The organism is Bacillus sp. RZ2MS9 (assembly GCF_001816185.2).
Lineage (GTDB): Bacteria > Bacillota > Bacilli > Bacillales > Bacillaceae_G > Bacillus_A > Bacillus_A cereus.
This window is the reverse complement of record NZ_CP049978.1, coordinates 1,045,889-1,066,038: the sequence shown is the minus strand read 5'-3', so window position 1 is coordinate 1,066,038 and position 20,150 is coordinate 1,045,889. Positions and strand designations below refer to the sequence as shown.

Here is a 20,150-nt window from a genome sequence, read left to right as displayed (position 1 = left end):
TTGAGTTAGGGGTCTTACTGCCCATTAAAGCGGGATAAATTGAAATTTAATGACTTAACATTATGCTTATCTTGGGAGCGAGGTATTTTATCGGTGAGTGTATACAAACCATGTAATGCTTGCTGTTAATAATGCTGATGAAATCAAAGCTGTAAGAACACTATATGTTTGCCACATAAGTATTGTTGACCAATCGAAAGCACAGCACAGTATACCCAGAGCAATCGTAGCGATCAGGAAAATAACTGTTACGGTTATTCTCTTTTTTGTCATTGGCTGTCGCTCATTCGTTCTCCTTCTGCGTAATCCTAAGAGAAATAGCAAAACGGACAATAGGCAAAAAATAATTGTGATAGACGACAAAATGATATCCAAAAGCTGTGTGCCGCTTATTTCATATGACTGAGTTAGATTGCCTTCTAATATATCTTTAACTTTTAGTACCATGTTTGTATTGGTATTTGTGCCGTTGCTCAGCAAGGAGACGGCTGTTCGTTCATTTGGCAGTATGACTACTTCGGTTCTGAAATTTGGATTGCCCCCAGTGTGTTCTATAATCGTTTGATCGGCATTTACGGACCAACCTGCCGCATAATACATACCGTTGACAGCCGAAACAGACATATCACCCCTATGTGATTTTTCGATAACCGTGTGAAATATTTCGGGTATGTCCTGCACGATACCCATCTGTATGCCCATCCAACGAGCCATATCTTTTGTATTAGAAATGATGTAGCCTGCGGGTTTATTCCCAGCATAATCCGGAGCTTTAAATGGAGTTGTCATAAAAAAGGAAGAACGGTAGCCCTGTGCCAACTGTCCAGTAGCTTGAGCAGCTTCTTTATAAACATACGTCTGGTGAAGACCTAACGGTTGAAATACCTGTTCCTTCATAAAGTCTTCATAGCTTTGTCGCGACACAATCTCAATAACCAAACCCAATACGTCATAATTAGCGGTTCCATAGTTATACTGTTCACCGGGAGGGAACGCCAATTCAGCATCAACGAGCATTTCCACAGTCTTTTGCAACATATCCGGTGTATTGCCTTGTGGAATATTTTGAAGATGCCTAATATTTGTTAGACCACTGGTATGGTGAAGAAAGTTATTTAGTGTAAGACTTTGCATATCAACAGGTTTCCCTTGATACTTTAATGTAAACCAAGGTAAATATTTTTGGACAGGGTCAGTCATTGAGAGCAGCCCTTGCTCTTCCAATAGCATAATACCCATACCGGTAAAAGCTTTACTGACCGAGGCTAACTCATAGAGTGTATTTTCACTTGCAGACAACCCCTTTTCACGGTCTGCATACCCTGAAGAAAAGTAGAACACTTCATCATCAGCAAGTATTGAGATTGACATTCCCGGCACACCTGATATACGACAGGCATCATCTAGCAACGCTTGTATTGCCGCAGATTGCGAATCTGACAACGCATAACTTTGTGTTGCGAATCCTGAGAATAATATAAATATCGTTAATACAAAAACAATAATCTTTTTCATAAACTCTCCCTTTTGGAAAATTATAAAAGAATAATATAAATAATATAAATAACCTCCTTTTACAACTACGAAACTAATTTTTAATGTATCTTTCTATTCACCTATATAATATCAAATAATTGCGAATAGTTACACTTGAACGAACAGATGGATGTAATTTGAAACAACTTTAAAGAGCCTTGCTACGTAGAATGTAGTAAGGCTCTTAGCTTTTTAATAATCAAAATTCAATAACTTTATTATCATTATACAACAGCCCCACTAAGCTTATTACCACTTAATGAGGCCATTTGATTCACATTATTAATTATGGAACGTCGGCTTATAGAACGAACGATTATCAAGTGCGAAGACACGCTCTGTGTATTCGCCTGGTTTTGTGCGTCCTAATGCGCGGTCCATCATGTTCATTTTTGCATCTAAGTTATCGATGTAGTGCAGAATTTCTGCTTCTTTTACTAATGGTGGTTTTGGGCTACCCCATTCCGCTTTTCCGTGGTGCGAAAGGACGATGTGTTGAAGAATTAATACTTCTTCTGCATCGATTTGCAATTCGTCTGCTGCTTTACCAATTTCGTTCACCATAATAGAAATGTGGCCTAGTAAATTTCCTTCTAACGTATACGTTGTAGAAATTGGGCCAGATAGTTCGATTACTTTACCAAGGTCATGTAAAATAACGCCTGCATATAGTAAGTCTTTATCTAAAGATGGGTATAGATTTGAAATAGCTTTCGCTAAATCAAGCATTGATACGACGTGATAAGCTAGTCCAGATACGAACTCGTGATGGTTCTTTGTCGCTGCTGGATAGTCTAAAAATTCGTTTTGATGCTTATTTAATAAATGTCTTGTTAGACGCTGAATGTTCGGGTTTCTCATTTCAAATATGTATTGCGTAATTTTCTCAACCATATCTTCTTTTTTCACTGGTGCTTTTTCTACGAAGTCTGAGATGTCTGTTACTTCATTTTCATTCGCAACACGAATTTGTTTCACACGTAATTGAATACGTCCTTTGTAGTTTAAAATATCACCAGCTACTTTCACGATTGTTTCCGCTACATATTGTTTCTCAACTTCTGGTGATACGTCCCACAATTTCGCTTCAATATCTCCACTTGGATCTTGTAAGATTACTGTTAAAAATGGCTTTCCATTGCTTGCGATACCTTTTGTCGCTGTTTTAATTAACAAGAAAATATCGACTTGTTCACCAACTTCATACTCTGCAATTTTCTTTTTCATTCGAATTCCTCCACCAAATCAGTTACTTTTAGTATAGCACACTACAACTCATTTTCTTTACGCATATGTGTTAATTTTATAATCTGTTTTTCTGGAAAATACGCAAGTAAATGCGCATGACATGTAAAGAATATGACTTGTCTATCCTTTGCAATTTCCTTTATAAGTTCAATCGTACGATTCGTCCTTACCGCATCAAAATGCACGAAACTATCATCAATAATAAATGGATAATCATGTTCGAATGTTTTCGCGAGTGCAAATCTCAGCGATAAATATAACTGCTCCGCTGTCGCTTGGCTTAGTTCATGACTGTAAAAACGCATACCATCGTTACGTTCAACGATAAACGGTTCTGCCTCTGACGGTGAAAAGATTTTACTATAGCGTCCGCCTGTTAAATAGACGAAATACTCTTCTGATTTTTGTAAAATACGAGGAAGATGAACTTCATGATAATAGTGCTTCGTTTTCGTTAACACTGTCTTTGCGGCCGCATAAGCAGCCCACTTCTTCACTTGTTCACGCACTTGCGCTTTTTTTATTTCCCATTCATGCATTAAATCGCCGTACGTACTACCTTCTTCTAAATTCGCAATTTCCATACGATGTTTCGCAATACGCTCTGTCAGTTCTTTCTCTTTCGTAAGACAGTTTTGGACAGTTGTAATTTCTTGCTTTAATTTTCCTTCATACCCGTCAGCTTCATAATGTTCAGCTAATGATAAACTCGTTAAACGCTGTTCCAACAGATCAATTTGCGGTAATAAACGCCCCACTTGTTTCTCTGCATCCTCACGTTTTTCCGCCAGTTTACCTGCTTCTAAAAACATCTCTTCATCTGTAGACTCTGCAATATGCCATAAACCATCTCGTTCTATTAGTAATTGCTTTAATTGTTCTTGCATAAACTCATATTCTTCTTGCCATTCCGCCAGTTTTTCTTTTAACTGCTTACAAGTTTGGCGCTTCTCTTTCTCATTTTGCATACGGCTTTGTGCCTCGTGTAGCTTACTATACTCCGCACTACCGATAACAGTTTCTAGTTTATGTTCAAATTGCGAAATCATTTCATATAATGAAGATTTTCGCGTACCTTGCTTCTCTAACTCCCGATATAATTGCTGCATTTTTTCAATACGCTCAAACGCCGGCAATATGTGTGCATACGTATAAAATTCAGGAAACATATAGCGCGTTTTATATGCATGGACTTGTTCTCCCGCCTGGAACGTTTCTCTCTCCCATTCCTCATACGATGAAACGACTTTATCATACGCTCGTTCCAACTGCTGTAACTTATAAGACTCGCGCTCAAATAACTTCCGAATCTCTTCATCTTTTTCTAACTCATAGCGTACAGACATCGCTTCTTCACTTTGTCTCCCGCCGGCACTTTGCTGAAGAGTAAGAAGCTCTTCTTGTAATCCGCTTGATGGATCTTTATATAAAACAAGAGCGAGAACAATCCCTACAAATACGATGACACTAATAAATAAAAGCGGGCGATTGTCTATAAATAAGCTCGTGAATAAAATGCCTGTATTAATAAGGAGTAACAGAAGACAAACTCTTTGCCACTGCTTTTTCTTTTGCATAGCCGCTCCTGCTTTTTCCTCGTACTTGCGCTTCATTCTCTCTGCGCCCATACCGATAAACGCCGCATCTTGGAACGACTTCTCTTTCTCAGCTAACGCATTTCGCTCTTCATCCGCTAACATTTGTTGCTTAATCTGTCTTATATTCTCTTCTTGTTCTTCTAATTGCTCCTGCGCTACTTTAAAACGATCATCAAGCTGTGCTTTTTGCGTTTCTAATTCACGCGCCTTTTGCACTGTTTGCGTAATTAACTCTTTCGTTGCCAAACTCATATCAAATGAAAGAACTGTTTCCTTTTCAAAAGTAGCACCAATTTGTTGCTCTAGTTCTGCCAGTTCTTCTTTTATATTCGTAATACTTCCTGTCAAATCACGCATTTCTTGGCGTGCATTTTCGTAAGACATATGCTGCATACGAAGTTCTTCTACATAACTTTCTTTTTGTAAAAACTCTTCATCTATTTGAATCGAGGCAATTTCCGATTGCACTGTCTCAATTTTCTTGTGGAGCGAATCAACTTGTAATTGAAGCGGCTCCATCTTCGCCTTAATTGCTTCATAACGCGCCATTCCGTTTACAGGAAACTGCCCGCTCTCGTTCTCTAACACTTTCTCGTGCGCACGCTTTTCAATAACGAGAGGCTCAAGCGCTGCTAATATTTCATAATCTTGCTTTCGTTTTTCTGCACTCTCTTTTTCCCCGCGAACAGAAGCAAGATTCTCTTCGCTTTCTTTTAACTGCTCGACCTGTTTTTCATACGTGCCAATTTTCCCTTGCCACTCTTTCATCTTCTCTTCAAGTTTCTTCATCTCTTGCAGTGACACGTTAATTTCAGGTTTACGCCCGCTTGGCTTGAAGCGCTGGTCCATTTCTTTTTCTAGCTTTTTATCTAACTGCAATAGCGCATCACTTCCGACTGCACTTGCCGAAAATAAATAATTGCCAATATCCGCTTCGCCGAGCTGATGAATGTTTTGAAGGCCATGCATATCAAATGAAAAGACAGATTCAAATAAACTTTCATTCATCCCGCTTAATATATCGTTTAAAATTTCTTCTCCGCCCGTTTTCCCGTCTTCAAAATAAACGGTCACCTCGCCAGCTGCCGTCTTTGGCAATCGCTCAATTTTCAAACGACCGTACTGCTCTGTTTGCACAGTGATCGCACCGCCATACTTCCCGCCTTCTTTCGGCTCATAACGGCGCTGTCCTCTCGTCGGAAAACCGAATAAAATACTTTTCATAAATGAGCGAATTGTCGATTTCCCAGCTTCATTTTCACCGTATAACACTGTCAGCAAAGAAAGATCCATTTCCACATTTTCTAATTTTCCGTACCCATAAATATGGAGTTTTTCAATTCTCATTTTTTATCCCTCTCTTGCTGGAATAATTGTTCTAAAATAATATTTTCTGCTTCCTTTTGAATCTCTTTCTTCTCTTCTTCTGTAAAAGATTCAATACTATTACGCGCTACAGGAGATGTCCAAATAGTGCGCAATACTCCGTCCATATTAGTGAAAGCTTCTAACTCCTTTAGCACACTACCGACGAAATGATTTTCCGCTTTCAAACGTTCGATTTCCGCAAAAGAAACCGTCTCATTTTTCCACTTCATTGCATATACGAAATCTTTTCGCTCTTCTCCAGATGCTAAAATGTGAAAAATCTCTTCCACACGCTTTTCGTCGCGCAAATAAGGTGAAAGTGGGCCTTGTCCTGTAAATACGACAGTTAATAGCGTACCTTCCTCTTCTCTTCGGCATTCATTCATCGCAGTAGATATGCTTGTCATAAGTTCATCAACAGTGTCAAGTCCATCAATACCAACCTCGATTTCGTCCCATACAACATCTGCCGTATGGAAAAATGAACACTGCGATCCTTTTTTCGTAAGTTCAATAAGGTATGCACCCTTCTCGCCTGTTTCCTTACGATGACGACCTTGTATGTTCCCTGGATAAATAATGTATGGTTCTTCTGATAAAATTTCACGTTTATGTATATGGCCAAGAGCCCAATAATCAAACTGTTTTTCTTTCAACTCACGAATTTGAAACGGTGCATAGCGATTATGCTCTGCATCTCCTTCCACACTTCCGTGAAGCATACCAATATGAAAAGGCGCATCACTCATTTTCGTATACTGCGCTGTCATATTATCCGTTACCGCTTGCTGCAAATAACTAAAACCATAAATAGAAGCTAATAGCTCACCATTTTTATAAAATGATTTCTCTTCTACATAAGGCTCAGTAAATACATGAACATTTTCCGGAAACTCAATTGCTGCCCAGCTTCCCCCTAAATAATCATGGTTACCGTGAATAATAAAAACAGGGATATCGTATTGCGAAAGTCTCTTCATTTGCTCACGCACAAACACTTGCGCCCTCAAACTTCTCGTCTCCGCATCATACAAATCCCCAGCTAGTAATACGAAATCAACGCGCTCTTGAATCGCTTTATCAACAATACGCTCAAATGATTCAAACGTACTTTGCTTCATTCTCTCCCACACAGACTGCGTAACATTCATCTCCATCCCTTTAAACGGACTATCCAAATGCAAATCAGCCGCATGTATAAACTTTACTTGTTTCACAAATAACGATCCTTTCTATCTTTCAAAAGTTTCATTTTATCAAAATTTAAATCGCTGAAAACTAATAATCATCGAGAATAAAAATATTCTCGATGATTAAAGTTTCATTCTATTTTACCACGCAATGTCATATATTTCTTTGCATATTGTAGCATTTTATGTCAAAATAATTATAAGATTCTGATTTTAAATATTGGAGGGAATTTTCATGGGAGTATACGTTCTAACAGTCTTTGAAAAAGATGGTTCAAAAGCATTAGACGAATCATTCGAGGCGGCAACTGAAAAAGAAGCGAAAGCAAAAGGTGAATCTATCTTACAAGAAAAAGGATTGTATGAAAAAACACATCGCTGTACATCTACTGCAGGTAAGCTCGTTTTATTCCAGCGCTAAAAAAAGAAGCGTCATCCGCTTCTTTTTCACTCTACTATATCTTCGTCACACCACGTAAACACCACATCTAGAATACGATTACCGATACGTACGCGTTTATTCCATTTACCTGTTTGGATCTGATGTTGCAATTCTGCTTTCATCTTTTCCGTCCAGTCGTGAATCGTTTCACTACCGTCGTACGGATATACGCTCGGAAACTCTTTCTGCAGTAGATGCAAGCTCTCTGCATCAAAATGAAAATGGAAGAAGTAGTTTGCTGTAAGCGATGGTTCTTGCAATCGTAAAAAATGATCATCAATTTGCTTTCTATTTCGATAGAAAGTAAAGATATTCACTTTACCGCTAGTAATTTGGTCAATTTGAATTTCGTGCTTCTCTATAATCACGTCTTGTCCACCTCGTTGTATACTATCTTTAGTATATATGTCTTTTGCAACAAAGTTAACCATTTTCGCGCGAAATTCATTTCCTTCATTATATTACCTGTACCTCCATATGCAATCAGAATAAATAAAACAAAGTTGAAGGGGAGCGATCACATGTATTTCGGAAGCAAAGGTTGGTATGTAAAAGAACTTAAAAAATTAGGTATCCGTACTTATGAAGGTAAAAAACTAGAATCGTATCGTACGCATGTGTTGTCTAGTTTACTGGAGAGAATGAAGAGAGCTTCGGCTTAATAGAAAAGTAAAAAATAAAACGAATCCGAATAGTGGCATATAATAAAAAACACCTCCTAAATTCGCATACTAAGTATGCAAATTAAATGGAGGTGTTTTTATTAGTTTCACTTTTTCAGGGGCGCTTCAGTTTTCATAAAATATTTTTTGTTTCCGCTGAAACGGATAAGTTTTAATCTCAGCTGTATCTAAATTTTCATTGAATAAATGAATAGCTATAATTTGTCTACAATCGTAAGTATGGTAATAATATGTTCCAGATTCCATACACATTGCACTCGTATAGATGGTATTATCTAATGTTTCGTCTTCTGTTATTACTGACCCTTTAGGAACCTCACAATTTGATAAGATATGAAAAATAGCAGATATCCCCTCTTCTTCGTTCTCTATACCTTGAATGTTTTGTTTTCCATATGCTGCCCGCACAAATCTTGATGGCGGGGTAAAATCTCCAGGAAGTCCCATCGTTCCTGAACCTTGGCCAAAAGCACTTAATGGTATATCTCCCCACTCCGTTGGCGCAAATGGCTGCGATTTAAGTCCAATATATTGTCTTAAATTTTGTAAATGCCAATTAAACTCCGGACTATTAGTCATCACTCCTAATGGATTGTCATACATTTTTAGTCCATCAGTTGTCGGCTCAAGTACAATACACTCTCCCCATTTATCTGCTAAAATCCAATGTAGCGGCGGGGTAATTCCTAAAACTGGTAATGGTATATCTATAAGGGAAATGTTATCAACAGATTTTTTTAACTCTTCAACAGAATTAAATTGCGTGAGGCTCCAAGCCACAAAATCAAATGGCGCTAAATTCGTTTTATGGTTATCTATACTGTTACTATAAGTAGCGAATCCCGGGAAATAGAGAGTGGCACACGTCATACCAGCTTCATTTACTCCGTCCGCCATAATGACCCTTCCTTCATGATTAATTCCCATTCCGACAACAGCCTTTTTCGCTCGGATAGTTTCACCAGTTATATTGTTCCACTGATAACGCCGAGGAATGATTATTACTTCCTGATTCATATCTAATGTGAAATCCATTGTTCTCGCAAAAAGATGTTGGAAATTTTTAGTTTGTAACGTCAAACTAGTACACATGAAGAAATCCCCCCATTTTATAGTTATATACACATTTTATAAAATTCTGATAAATACGTAAATTAAAAACCCTATTTATCACTAACAAAGTAACCACCCAAACTAAAAATGCTATAATAAACCCAATCAAACTAAGGGGGCAAATTACTTTGCTTGGAACATGCATTCAATTTCATAAGTTTGGCAATCCAAAAGACGTATTACAAGTTGAATATAAAAATATAGAACCACTGAAAGATAATGAAGTTTTCGTCCGTATGCTAGTTAGACCGATTAATCCATCTGACTTAATTCCCATCACAGGAGCGTACGCTCATAGAATTCCTTTACCTAACATACCTGGCTATGAAGGTGTTGGTATTGTAGAAAATGTTGGCGCTTTTGTTTCTCGAGAGCTTATCGGTAAACGAGTGTTACCTTTACGCGGGGAAGGTACTTGGCAAGAATATGTGAAGACATCAGCTGATTTTGTAGTCCCTATTCCTGATTCCATTGATGATTTCACAGCGGCACAAATGTATATTAATCCCCTTACGGCGTGGGTTACTTGTACAGAAACGTTAAACTTACAGCGTAATGACGTTTTATTAGTGAATGCTTGTGGGTCCGCTATTGGACATCTATTTGCGCAGTTATCCCAAATTTTAAATTTCCGATTAATTGCCGTTACAAGAAATAATAAGCATACAGAAGAATTACTGCGCCTTGGTGCTGCATATGTAATTGATACTTCCACTGCCCCGCTTTATGAAACTGTTATGGAATTAACAAACGGGCTCGGTGCGGATGCTGCGATTGATTCTATCGGAGGACCGGATGGAAATGAATTAGCTTTTTCCTTACGTCCAAACGGGCATTTTTTAACGATCGGTCTTCTATCAGGAATACAAGTGAACTGGGCCGAGATTGTCACAAAAGCAAAAGTGCACGCAAACATATTTCATTTACGACATTGGAATAAAGAGGTATCACCATATAAATGGCAAGAAACGTTTCGTCACTTAATTCGCTTAGTAGAAAATGAGCAATTACGTTTTATGACGGTACATTCTACATATGACTTAGCGGATGTGAAAGCGGCAGTTGATGTTGTGCAGTCTGCTGATAAAACGAAAGGGAAAGTGTTTTTGACAAGTTATTAACTACAATTGAAGAAGCCTTTTTGATTGGTCTTTTAAATAGACTAGATAGTACGTTCAGGAATACCTAATTGTAAGTATCTGGTATAATCATGTTAAAAGGTGAAAGGAGACTCTAACATGTGGTTACTCACGGCAATTGCGCCTGTTTTAATAGTCGGGGGAATTGTAGTCTATGTAATCGGAAGGCTTAAACATAAATATGACAACGGCACATTAGGTAAGAAAAAATCAAAAGAGGCTCAAATTTTATTAGACAGTTTAATACCTATGGGAATGCTTGTTGGCTGTATAATCGGTTTAATTTTCGGCATGTTTTTCCCAGATTATTCACTTCTTGCAGTGAGTTTAGGATCTGGAATCGGCTATTTATTGGGGTTTTTCGCCTATGAAATTTATAGCAAGACAGGAAACAACCTCTCATAATCCAAAAAGAATAAGCGGAACAGTACATAGTAGTCATATACAATATGTACTGTCCTTTATTTTTGTATCAACACTATCACCTTACCTTTCGCCTACTATACACCTTTTTTATTGATTTTTCTCTCCTCCCCTTTTTGCATATCCGCTTTTTTATTTTCATTGGATCTATATCCAAAGTAAAGTAGCGCACATGTAATAATAGAACCTACAATGTATCCTAAAAAACATCCTAACCAAAACATAGTGTAACCGCCTCCATTCATAATAAATTTTATGTAATATAACTCTTTACATACTCCATCGTTTATTTCTATTAACTATACACTTTCTAAAATTATTCATACCACTAATTCTCTTCGTACCTCAAATAGCAATTTTATTATTTGTCATAAAGTTAACACCTTCTTAAAATACAAAAAATTCCATTTACTTGCTTTTTCTCAAGAAATAATATACTACATTTGAAATAAGCGAGCGAGTACGTCGGCTCTTCTCTATTTTAACTTTAGTCATGAACAAAAGAAAAATAAAAAACCCCCTCAAAGCATAAACTTCAAGGGGGAGCCTGTTTTTTATTTACTTATATACGTACAGCTGTACCACTTACAGCAACCATTAACATTCCATCACGAACAACTTCGTAATCTACGTCAATACCAACGATAGCGTTCGCACCTTTTTGTTTTGCAAGTTCTTTCATTTCATCCATTGCGATATCACGAGCTTCTTTTAGCTTGCTTTCGTAAGAACCAGCACGACCACCGACAACATCACGAACGGAAGCGAATAAATCGCGGACAATATTTGCACCCATAATAGCTTCACCATTTACAATATCGATATACTCAATAATTTCTTTACCTTGAATTCCAGACGTTGTTGTTACAATCATGACTGACACTCTCCTAATAAGTTGTAGTTTTTTAATGCGCTTTCTTATGTCTTTATTATGACACAGAAAAAATATCTAATCTATTGAATTACCTTACAGGAGTGTGACAATTTTGTAAGAATAAAACCCCCATTATGTTCAATAAAGCGCTTTAACATTAGGATACATAAACGAGTCTCTATTTTCTTTCCAATCCTTTTCTACTTCTTTAAAAGTTGGTCGCCCTAATTCTTTATTATTTTCATGTTTACTAAACCATTTTTTCACATACTGATCTCCATTTTTACTTTGAACTGTGCAAAGGAAACTATTGCTACTATCCTTTAATATTTTTACAATCACGAATAGACACCTCTTCCCTTCTCAATATCATAATAGGACTTGATCTTTTACTATAAGCCCTTCCTCTCTTATAGTCATACGACTCCTCGGCCGCGCCAAAGTTGTAAGATCAAAAACGATATTCACTTTGTTTACATTTTATTTAAAGAAATCAGAGTTATAGGCATTATGCTTATCAAATATTTTATAGATTTCTAACTTATCATCTAATTTTGCATCTACTAAAATTAATATATTTCCATCGTAAATATATTCTTCATACTTTTTAGCATGGTCTTCAGGGATTCCTAAGCCGATAAATGCTCCTATTAAACTTCCAGCTCCTCCGCCAATACCAGCTCCTCCAATAGCTGCTGCGATTGGTCCTGCTGCTACAATTGGACCCATTCCAGAAACGGCAAGTATACCAAGACCTGTTAATAAACCACCGAGTCCGCCTGCTACTCCTCCAGCTACAAGCCCTGTCGCTGAAAAGATATCTGCTTTATGTGCAGTTTCGCTATTCACTTTTTCACCCGATTTTTCTTCCAGATGTTCAATTTCCTTTTGATCTTTCGCAATAGCTGAAATGTTATCTGCTGAGTATCCTTTTTCATTTAATTCATTAATAACGAGTGCCGCATCATCAATTGTTCTAAAAACACCTACTATTTTTCTATCTACATTCATAACTATTAACCTCCTAAAGTTTTATATAATGTATCTTTATTTTTCTTCATTTCTGTATACACTAATCTTTTTATTAACATAACCATTTACGAAAAAAGCGAATAGTAAAAGCACTACAAGTGAACTACTTAACAAGTAAATTAAATCAAATGTAATATTAATCATCATTTCATTCATGTATACCAGGCTCCTTTTTATTTAAAGTAAAAGTATATTTTGATAGACTAATCTACTAAACATAGACATCTTACAATTCATCTTCAGTTAATCTCTTTGTAGTATATGTATACCCTTCCTAACCTTTTCTAAACGTAAAAAACTATAATTATATTTTTTCTTATTTATATGTTTAACATTTTTTTAAACGGGTATGTTTATATTGTTATGCTTACTATATGGAAAGGAATATTACGATGAACGCCATTCACTCTACTACTATTTCTTATAATGAAACACCTACAATAACGCAGATTCATCATTTTTATGCTTTAATGACAACATTTCAAACGAATGTATTTATAAGTAAACACGGAACACTTACTTCTATTAAAAACTTAAGCACTCTAGTATCCTTTTTCCTTACTGTAAAAAAGAGAGATCTTGTATTATTTATTTTTGAAGGAATAGATGCAAAAAGAGCTTTAAGAACACTCTTCCCTTCTTAGAATATTTGTTATCCTCTATTCCCTCGTTTACTACCTTTCATATATGTTTTTATATTTCAAAATGATTTCCTCTATAAAAAAAGAACCCCCTAATACAATAGGGGGATTTCTAGTTTAGCCTTATGAAAACTGATATAATATATATTACGTTTTTCATTCTTTAAAATAGAAAAGTTTTAATAACCTTGAAGGTAGGAATTTTTAATGAACTCGAAAGCAAAATTTAGTATTCGCTACAAAATTATGGCTGGTTATTTAGTTATCATTTTGTTCTTACTTGTTTCTTTCATTATGTTGAACAATGAGATTTCTAATTTACAAAAATCTCGTAATTTTATTATTGATCACGATTTTAAAGTTCTCAATTTAACAAATCAAGTGGAGAAAGATTTACTAACAATTGAAAATAAAGCGAAAGGGTTTATCATTTCTAATAATCCAAATTACGTACAATCTCTTAATTCTGCGGAAAAGGATTACGAAAAGCATTATCAAGATCTTTTCTCATTATTAGAGGATAACCCATCTCAGCAAGAAAAATTAAAACAGATTAACGAAAATATTATTAGTTGGATAAATAAAGAGATTCACCCGTTAATTGCAAATCATAATAGTAATAATGTACAAACAATCGACACGACTCAAATTCAGTCATTACAGTCACAGGTAACTAACTTCCGTAGCACTGAGGAGCAATTAACAAAAAAAAGAGCAGCACAATTAGATACTGAAAATAATAAATTAGAGATTTGGTTATACAGTTTATTGTTCTTACTTTCTTGTATTTCTATTATCATTTCACTCTATATTTCGAATTCCATTACAAAAACGATTAAAAATGTAATTCAAGCTATTAAATCCATTTCTTCTAAAGAAAAAATCACGGAAAGAATTCATGTAAACACACGTGATGAAATAAAAGATCTTGCTCATACAACGAATCACCTACTAGACGAAATATCGAAAAGAGAGTGGTTACAAACGGAGCTTGCAGAATTAATTTTAATGTATCAAGGTGTATCTTCTATTGAGATGTTAGGTAAAAAAATTCTTAGTGGAATTATACAAAAAACGCAAACTTCTTGCGGTGCATTTTATGTACGTGAAGAAATTGAAGACACTGTCTATTATGTGAAGAAAGCTTCTTTCGCCGATCAAGGTGCTGATATTGGGAAACAATCCATTCAAATGGGTGAAGGTTTCATTGGACAGTCTGCCTTAGAAAAGAAAAGTTTTATTCTCAGGGATATACCCGAAGAGTTTCGTTATGTCACTAGCGGAGTATTAGAAATACGTCCCAAAAATCTATTAATCATCCCTATCTTATTTGAGGATGAAGTAATCGCAGTAATGGAGTTAGTAAGTGTAACTGAGATTTCAGATTTACATCAAGATTTAATTCAACAAACCGTTGATAATCTAGGTTTAACAATCCATAGCATTATGGGACGTATGCGAATTCAAACTCTTTTACATGAATCACAAGCAATGACAGAAGAGTTACAAGTTCAATCAGAAGAATTGCAAACGCAAGCGGAAGAACTACAAATGCAAGCAGAAGAATTACGAACAACGAATGAACAATTAGAGTCTAGAACTGAAGAGGCTGAGCAGAAGACAGCTGACTTACAAATTACTAAATCAGAATTAGAAGAAAAAGCAAGCGAGTTGTTACGCAGCTCAAAATACAAATCTGAGTTCCTAGCAAATATGTCACATGAATTACGCACACCGTTAAATAGTATTTTACTATTATCTGAAATGTTAAGAGAAAATCATGATAACAATTTATCCGACGATGAGATTGAATTAGCAACTGTCATTCATTCATCAGGGAAAGACTTACTTACTTTAATTAATGACATACTCGATTTATCTAAAGTAGAAGCAGGCAAACTAGACATCATTTTTGAAGCAACGAACATAAGTGACATGGCAGCCAATATGCATCAAAACTTTTTACATATAGCTGCACAAAAAAATGTCGAATTTACTATTGAAGACAGTGATACGATTCCTGATCTGTTTTATACAGATGCAAAACGGATTGAGCAAATTATTAAAAACTTATTATCCAATGCATTTAAATTTACAGAAAAAGGATCCGTTTCTTTACATTTCGATTCGATAGAAACAAGTAATTTAAGTCATGATATGCAGTCTATAAGTAAAGATTGGATTACAATTTCAGTAAAAGATACTGGTATTGGTATCGCTAAAGAACAGCATCAACTTATTTTCGAAGCCTTTCAACAGGCAGATGGCGCAACGATTCGAAAGTATGGTGGTACAGGATTAGGTTTATCTATTTGTAAAGAGTTTGCTAGATTGTTAGGTGGTTGGATTACGTTAGAGAGTAATGTAGGAGAAGGTAGTACTTTCACGGTATATATTCCTAACCTTCCAAATGGATTACCAGATATACAGTTATCCAATTTAGAAGTCGCAGCAACGATAGAAGATGTTATTCCTGCTGAAGTTGTTGAAGAAACTATCGTTACTCCCGAAACAAATAACGTCTTCCAAGAGAAAACCATTTTAATTGTCGATGATGATCATCGAAATATATTTGCGTTACAAAACGCATTAAAAAAACAAAATGCCAACATTATTACTGCCCAAAACGGCTTAGAGTGTTTAGAAATACTAAAAAGTAATACAAATATTGACCTTATTTTAATGGATATTATGATGCCTAATATGGACGGTTATGAAACGATGGAAAATATCCGAATGAACTTAGGGTTAAATGAAATACCTATTATCGCATTAACTGCTAAAGCAATGCCAAATGATAAGGAAAAATGTTTATCTGCTGGCGCTTCAGATTATATAAGTAAACCATTAAATCTACATCAACTCTATTCGGTAATGAGTGTATGGTTAATAAAATAAGTGAGGTTTAGTTGGAGTGGAAAATAAGTATTATAATTTTGATCCATCAGTAGATACGGATGAGCGCACGAACTTAGAAATTGAATTACTATTGGAAGCGGTATTTAAACTATCAGGATTTGATTTTCGCCAATATGCTCGCACATCTATTTATAGAAGAATTTGTAATAGAATGCAGCTCTCTAATATCCCTACCATTTCAAAATTAATTGAAAAAGTAATTCACGAGGAAGGGGTTTTAGAACAGTTATTAAATGATTTCTCGATTAATGTAACTGAGATGTTCCGTAACCCTGCCTTTTTTAAAGCGCTTAGAGAGCATGTTATTCCTGAATTAAAAAAGCAACCTGAAATTAGAATTTGGCATGCTGGATGCGCAACTGGTGAAGAAGTATTATCAATGTCCATCTTACTTCACGAAGAAGGATTAAGTGAAAAGTCGGTTATTTACGCAACAGATATGAATACAAATGTGTTAGAAAAAGCAAAACAAGCTATCCTCCCGTTAAATAAAATGCAAACTTATACGAAAAATTATTTACAAGCTGGCGGTACACAAGCATTTTCTAACTATTATTCAACAGATAATCGTTTTGCTTATTTTAATCCATCACTTTTACAAAACATTATTTTTGCACAGCATAATTTAGTAACCGATCAATCTTTTAACGAGTTTCATATTATACTTTGTCGTAACGTTTTAATTTACTTTACAAGTAAACTTCAAAATCAAGTGCAGCAACTATTTTATGAAAGCCTAGGTCACAATGGTTTTCTATGTTTAGGAAATAAAGAAACTCTTCGTTTTTCAAATATAATGCCGCATTATACCCAATTTAATCCTAGCGAACAAATTTATCAAAAAATACAATAAAAAGCGTATGAAATCCTCTGTTTGGATTTCATACGCTTTTTATTTCGCATTCGTTTGTATCATAATTAGACACATATCATCTGATTGCGCTTTCTTTTGTTCTTCCTTGTAAAACCCTTCTATCTCGCCTTCTAAATCTCCCCATTTTCTTTCTGTAAAAGTACGTAATTTCTCTTCAGCCTCAAATTCATCATTTGCAATTGCTTCAAGAACACCATCTGTAAACAATACGATTTGAGCGTTCTTCTCAAAAGGTATAACTGTCTTTTTAACTTTTATTTCATCAAAAAATCCTACCGCACAACTCCCGCGATTTAGTTCAACCATATTTGTTTCATCAACTAAAACGTATCCAGAAGGATGCCCTGCATTTACATATTCAATCGTTCTCTTTTCTGTATCTACTACTAAATATATCGCTGTAAAATAATATGGAATATCGTCATTCTCATTATGTAAAAGAGTCATATATTTATTTAAGTCTTTAATGACAAGTTCTGGATCGATTAAAGATTTAATCGTTTCACGTAATACAGACGAAATAAACATACAAACTAATGAAGCAGATATACCATGTCCCATCACGTCTAATAATATAATACCGTAGCGGTTTTCATCGATTTTATACCAATAATACATATCTCCAGCTAATTTAAATGAAGGTAAGTAACTTGCTTCAATTTTTATATAATCTTCTCTTAATGGGCTACTTAATAAGTTTCTTTGTACTTGCGTAGCTAAATCTAATTCATTCCGAAGATTTTCTTCTTGTTCTTTATGCCAATTTAATTCCGATTTCAAGCGTAACGCTACACGCATACGTGCTAATAGTTCAACTTTATTTATAGGTTTCGTAATATAATCCATTGCCCCCATATCAAGAGCTTCGGCCAATTTATTGGCATCCTCTAAAGCTGTAACAAAAATAATAGGAATATCTTTAAACTTCTCCTCTTTTTGTAATCGCCTACAAACTTCAAGTCCATCAATTTCAGGCATCATAATATCTAACAGTATTAAATCAATTTCATTATACCTGGAAGAATCTTCTCCAAATTGAATGTATTCGAAAAGCTCTTGTGCAGAATTCAGCGATACAAGATCCTGATATCCGGCTTGTTTTAAAATTTTTTCAATTACAAAGATGTTAACCGGATTATCATCGACAATTAAAATGGACACAAGTTATTTCCCCTTTTCTTATTTAAAATGTAAATCTATTATCATTTTCTATTTTTCTAGTATTGCATACTCAGTTACAAAATGAAAATTTCCTACTCTAACATAATTTTTATACAGCAAAAGAACAAACCCCCAGAAATGAGAGTTTGTTCTTTCATTCTATAAATTTCCACTATTAATTTAACACCATTGCTTTGTCATTTAAAAGACGATCTAATTCTTCCATATGATTTGTTTCATCTGCAATCATATCTTCTAACTTTACAACTAACTCTGTCATATTTAATTTCGCTGCCTGTTCTTTTCTCGTTTCATAACGCTTAATTGTCTCATATTCTGATTGTCTAGCCGACTCTAACATTTCTCTAACATCTTCTACTTGTTTCACTGGTAAAGGGATTGTAGTAGGTGTACCACCTAACGTCTTAATTTTCTCCGCTAAATATAGGGCATGTCCTTGTTCATCACTAATTTCAGATTCAAAGAAAGGTTTTAACACTTGTCTATATATACCAGAAACTGTAGCTGCATTATGGTTATACATAATAATTGCTGAGTATTCTCCTGCTAAATCTTCATTCAATCCTTCGATTAGTTCTTTCACATCGTGTGACATTTTTATATCTCCTCCTATATTTAATAACTACCCCTTTTCTCATGTTTTAAACATAATGATTTTAAATTTTTATGTATCTAAAAATGCTGCTTGCTTCAATTTACTTATCGCTTGTCTTTTAATACGAGAAACGTGCATTTGTGAAATACCTAACCGTTCCCCTGTATCTTTTTGATTTAAATTTTCTCCAAATATATAATGAATAACACTCTTTTCTGTGTCATTTAATACGTTGAAAATATCCTTTAAAACGAGACGCCTTTCTGTCTCTTCATATCCTTGCTCTACTTCACCTACAGATTCAATCCTCGCTACCGAACTGCCATCAGATGAATTTTCAACTACATCATCTAAGGAAGATACGCGATAATTATTTTTCGCATCCATAATTTCTAGCACTTCCTCTTCGGATAGTCCTAAATGATCTGCAATCTCTATAATCTTCGGTGAACGCTGGAAACGATCTGTTAGCTCCTCTATCGCAAGTTTAATCTTCCCGCCTAAATCTTTAATTCGCCTTGGAACGTGAATACCCCAAGTTTTATCACGTAAATATTTCTTTATTTCGCCTACTATTGTAGGTATTGCAAACGGCTCAAAAGCATTCCCTATCGAATAATCATACCTTCTTATTGCACCTAAGAGCCCTAACATTCCTACTTGTATAATATCCTCATGCATCGGCCCACCTTTTGAATAGCGATATGCAATGGAGTATACAAGATTTTTATAGTGATTAACCAATCTTTCCTGTGCTTCATCACATTGGTTTTGTTGGAAGTCTGCAATTAGTTTAATAACGTCTTCTTTAGTAAGATTTGTAGGTTGAGATTGGATTTCCATCATTCTCCACCTGCTCTCTTTGTATATATTTTGTCATTAAAACTGTCATGCCCTCATCATGCATAATTTGTATATCATCCATTAACGTATTGATTAAATATAAACCTAAACCATTTTCTGGCAAATGTTCTACTGGTTTATTAATATCATACGGACCAACTTTACTTTTTAAGCTATTAAAATCAAAGCTAACTCCATTATCCGCAGCCATAATTTCTAATCGATCTTCATATAGCCCAAAGACAATTGTAATTTCTCCAACGTCTTCTTTATATGCATGTTGTACAATGTTTGTACAAGCTTCACTAATAGCAATTTTCATATCTTCTATATCGTCATAAGCAAAGCCCATTCGATTCGCAACACCAGCCATTGTTAAACGAATAATAGCCACATATTCTGCTTTTGCAGGAATTTTCATTTCTATCTTTTCAAATCTCTCCATCATCC

22 protein-coding genes are annotated in these 20,150 nt (G+C 35.2%); 7 read left to right on the top strand and 15 right to left on the bottom strand.

Annotated features, from left to right (window positions below; translation table 11 throughout):
* Positions 1-87: 87 nt before the first annotated feature.
* From BHV55_RS05535 to BHV55_RS05520, 4 genes are all read right to left on the bottom strand, one after another.
* On the bottom strand, positions 88-1,515 hold the full coding sequence (locus BHV55_RS05535) for a serine hydrolase domain-containing protein (RefSeq protein ID WP_070757245.1): 1,428 nt from the start codon (positions 1,513-1,515) through the stop codon (positions 88-90).
* Positions 1,516-1,818: 303 nt separating this feature from the next.
* On the bottom strand, positions 1,819-2,763 hold the full coding sequence (gene yhaM / locus BHV55_RS05530; protein WP_000726639.1) for a 3'-5' exoribonuclease YhaM: 945 nt from the start codon (positions 2,761-2,763) through the stop codon (positions 1,819-1,821).
* A gap of 41 nt (positions 2,764-2,804) precedes the next feature.
* Positions 2,805-5,729: an ATP-binding protein gene (locus tag BHV55_RS05525; protein ID WP_070757246.1), complete on the bottom strand. Its 2,925-nt coding sequence runs from the start codon at positions 5,727-5,729 to the stop codon at positions 2,805-2,807.
* On the bottom strand, positions 5,726-6,967 hold the full coding sequence (locus BHV55_RS05520; RefSeq protein ID WP_000815729.1) for a metallophosphoesterase family protein: 1,242 nt from the start codon (positions 6,965-6,967) through the stop codon (positions 5,726-5,728). The genes BHV55_RS05525 and BHV55_RS05520 overlap by 4 nt, the downstream gene beginning before the upstream one ends.
* 208 nt (positions 6,968-7,175) lie before the next feature.
* Between BHV55_RS05520 and BHV55_RS05515 the strand changes: the two genes are divergently transcribed.
* Entirely contained in the window at positions 7,176-7,361 is a 186-nt protein-coding gene (locus tag BHV55_RS05515; RefSeq protein ID WP_000539552.1) for a YhzD family protein, read from the top strand.
* Positions 7,362-7,387: 26 nt separating this feature from the next.
* On the opposite strand, the gene BHV55_RS05510 is transcribed toward BHV55_RS05515, so the two are convergent.
* Positions 7,388-7,750 (bottom strand): hypothetical protein, encoded by a 363-nt coding sequence (locus tag BHV55_RS05510; RefSeq protein ID WP_000582785.1) that lies wholly within the window; start codon positions 7,748-7,750, stop codon positions 7,388-7,390.
* Between the two features lie 153 nt (positions 7,751-7,903).
* Here BHV55_RS05510 and BHV55_RS05505 point away from each other — a divergent pair, with 153 nt between their 5' ends.
* The gene (locus tag BHV55_RS05505; protein WP_000273537.1) at positions 7,904-8,044 is read left to right on the top strand and encodes a YflJ family protein; all 141 of its coding nucleotides are present in this window, start codon (positions 7,904-7,906) and stop codon (positions 8,042-8,044) included.
* Positions 8,045-8,170: 126 nt separating this feature from the next.
* Here BHV55_RS05505 and BHV55_RS05500 read toward each other — a convergent pair whose 3' ends face one another.
* Positions 8,171-9,157, bottom strand: coding sequence for a choloylglycine hydrolase family protein (locus tag BHV55_RS05500; protein WP_070757247.1), 987 nt, complete (start codon positions 9,155-9,157; stop codon positions 8,171-8,173).
* Positions 9,158-9,306: 149 nt separating this feature from the next.
* On the opposite strand from BHV55_RS05500, the gene BHV55_RS05495 reads away from it, so the two are divergent.
* Both BHV55_RS05495 and BHV55_RS05490 read left to right on the top strand, forming a co-directional pair.
* Complete coding sequence (locus BHV55_RS05495; protein ID WP_070757248.1) at positions 9,307-10,299, top strand: zinc-dependent alcohol dehydrogenase family protein; 993 nt, start codon at positions 9,307-9,309, stop codon at positions 10,297-10,299.
* Between the two features lie 117 nt (positions 10,300-10,416).
* Positions 10,417-10,722, top strand: coding sequence for a hypothetical protein (locus BHV55_RS05490; RefSeq protein WP_048568219.1), 306 nt, complete (start codon positions 10,417-10,419; stop codon positions 10,720-10,722).
* A gap of 95 nt (positions 10,723-10,817) precedes the next feature.
* On the opposite strand, the gene BHV55_RS05485 is transcribed toward BHV55_RS05490, so the two are convergent.
* The 5 genes from BHV55_RS05485 to BHV55_RS05465 form a co-directional block, all read right to left on the bottom strand.
* Positions 10,818-10,964, bottom strand: coding sequence for a hypothetical protein (locus BHV55_RS05485; protein ID WP_168369333.1), 147 nt, complete (start codon positions 10,962-10,964; stop codon positions 10,818-10,820).
* A 338-nt stretch (positions 10,965-11,302) separates the two neighbouring features.
* Positions 11,303-11,614: a YbjQ family protein gene (locus BHV55_RS05480; protein WP_000637510.1), complete on the bottom strand. Its 312-nt coding sequence runs from the start codon at positions 11,612-11,614 to the stop codon at positions 11,303-11,305.
* 138 nt (positions 11,615-11,752) lie between these two features.
* A complete protein-coding gene (locus BHV55_RS05475; RefSeq protein WP_000635861.1) occupies positions 11,753-11,956 on the bottom strand; it encodes a DUF4028 family protein in 204 nt (67 codons plus the stop codon).
* A 138-nt stretch (positions 11,957-12,094) separates the two neighbouring features.
* On the bottom strand, positions 12,095-12,625 hold the full coding sequence (locus tag BHV55_RS05470) for a general stress protein (protein ID WP_001100100.1): 531 nt from the start codon (positions 12,623-12,625) through the stop codon (positions 12,095-12,097).
* A 36-nt stretch (positions 12,626-12,661) separates the two neighbouring features.
* Complete coding sequence (locus tag BHV55_RS05465; RefSeq protein WP_001004571.1) at positions 12,662-12,802, bottom strand: hypothetical protein; 141 nt, start codon at positions 12,800-12,802, stop codon at positions 12,662-12,664.
* 236 nt (positions 12,803-13,038) lie between these two features.
* Here BHV55_RS05465 and BHV55_RS05460 point away from each other — a divergent pair, with 236 nt between their 5' ends.
* From BHV55_RS05460 to BHV55_RS05450, 3 genes are all read left to right on the top strand, one after another.
* Complete coding sequence (locus tag BHV55_RS05460) at positions 13,039-13,290, top strand: hypothetical protein (RefSeq protein WP_000991357.1); 252 nt, start codon at positions 13,039-13,041, stop codon at positions 13,288-13,290.
* 204 nt (positions 13,291-13,494) lie between these two features.
* Positions 13,495-16,185 carry an ATP-binding protein gene (locus BHV55_RS05455; RefSeq protein WP_048568220.1) on the top strand — a complete coding sequence of 897 codons (2,691 nt, stop codon included), beginning with the start codon at positions 13,495-13,497 and terminating at the stop codon, positions 16,183-16,185.
* Positions 16,186-16,201: 16 nt separating this feature from the next.
* Positions 16,202-17,059 (top strand): CheR family methyltransferase, encoded by an 858-nt coding sequence (locus BHV55_RS05450; RefSeq protein WP_000429042.1) that lies wholly within the window; start codon positions 16,202-16,204, stop codon positions 17,057-17,059.
* Between the two features lie 39 nt (positions 17,060-17,098).
* Here BHV55_RS05450 and BHV55_RS05445 read toward each other — a convergent pair whose 3' ends face one another.
* From BHV55_RS05445 to rsbW, 4 genes are all read right to left on the bottom strand, one after another.
* Positions 17,099-18,241: a fused response regulator/phosphatase gene (locus BHV55_RS05445; protein ID WP_000025538.1), complete on the bottom strand. Its 1,143-nt coding sequence runs from the start codon at positions 18,239-18,241 to the stop codon at positions 17,099-17,101.
* 175 nt (positions 18,242-18,416) lie between these two features.
* Complete coding sequence (locus BHV55_RS05440; RefSeq protein WP_000017755.1) at positions 18,417-18,857, bottom strand: ferritin-like domain-containing protein; 441 nt, start codon at positions 18,855-18,857, stop codon at positions 18,417-18,419.
* 69 nt (positions 18,858-18,926) lie between these two features.
* Positions 18,927-19,703, bottom strand: a complete 777-nt coding sequence (gene sigB / locus BHV55_RS05435) for an RNA polymerase sigma factor SigB (RefSeq protein ID WP_002093898.1) — start codon at positions 19,701-19,703, stop codon at positions 18,927-18,929.
* Positions 19,666-20,148: an anti-sigma B factor RsbW gene (gene rsbW / locus BHV55_RS05430; RefSeq protein ID WP_000970580.1), complete on the bottom strand. Its 483-nt coding sequence runs from the start codon at positions 20,146-20,148 to the stop codon at positions 19,666-19,668. Before rsbW ends, sigB begins: the two co-directional genes overlap by 38 nt.
* Positions 20,149-20,150: the final 2 nt, after the last annotated feature.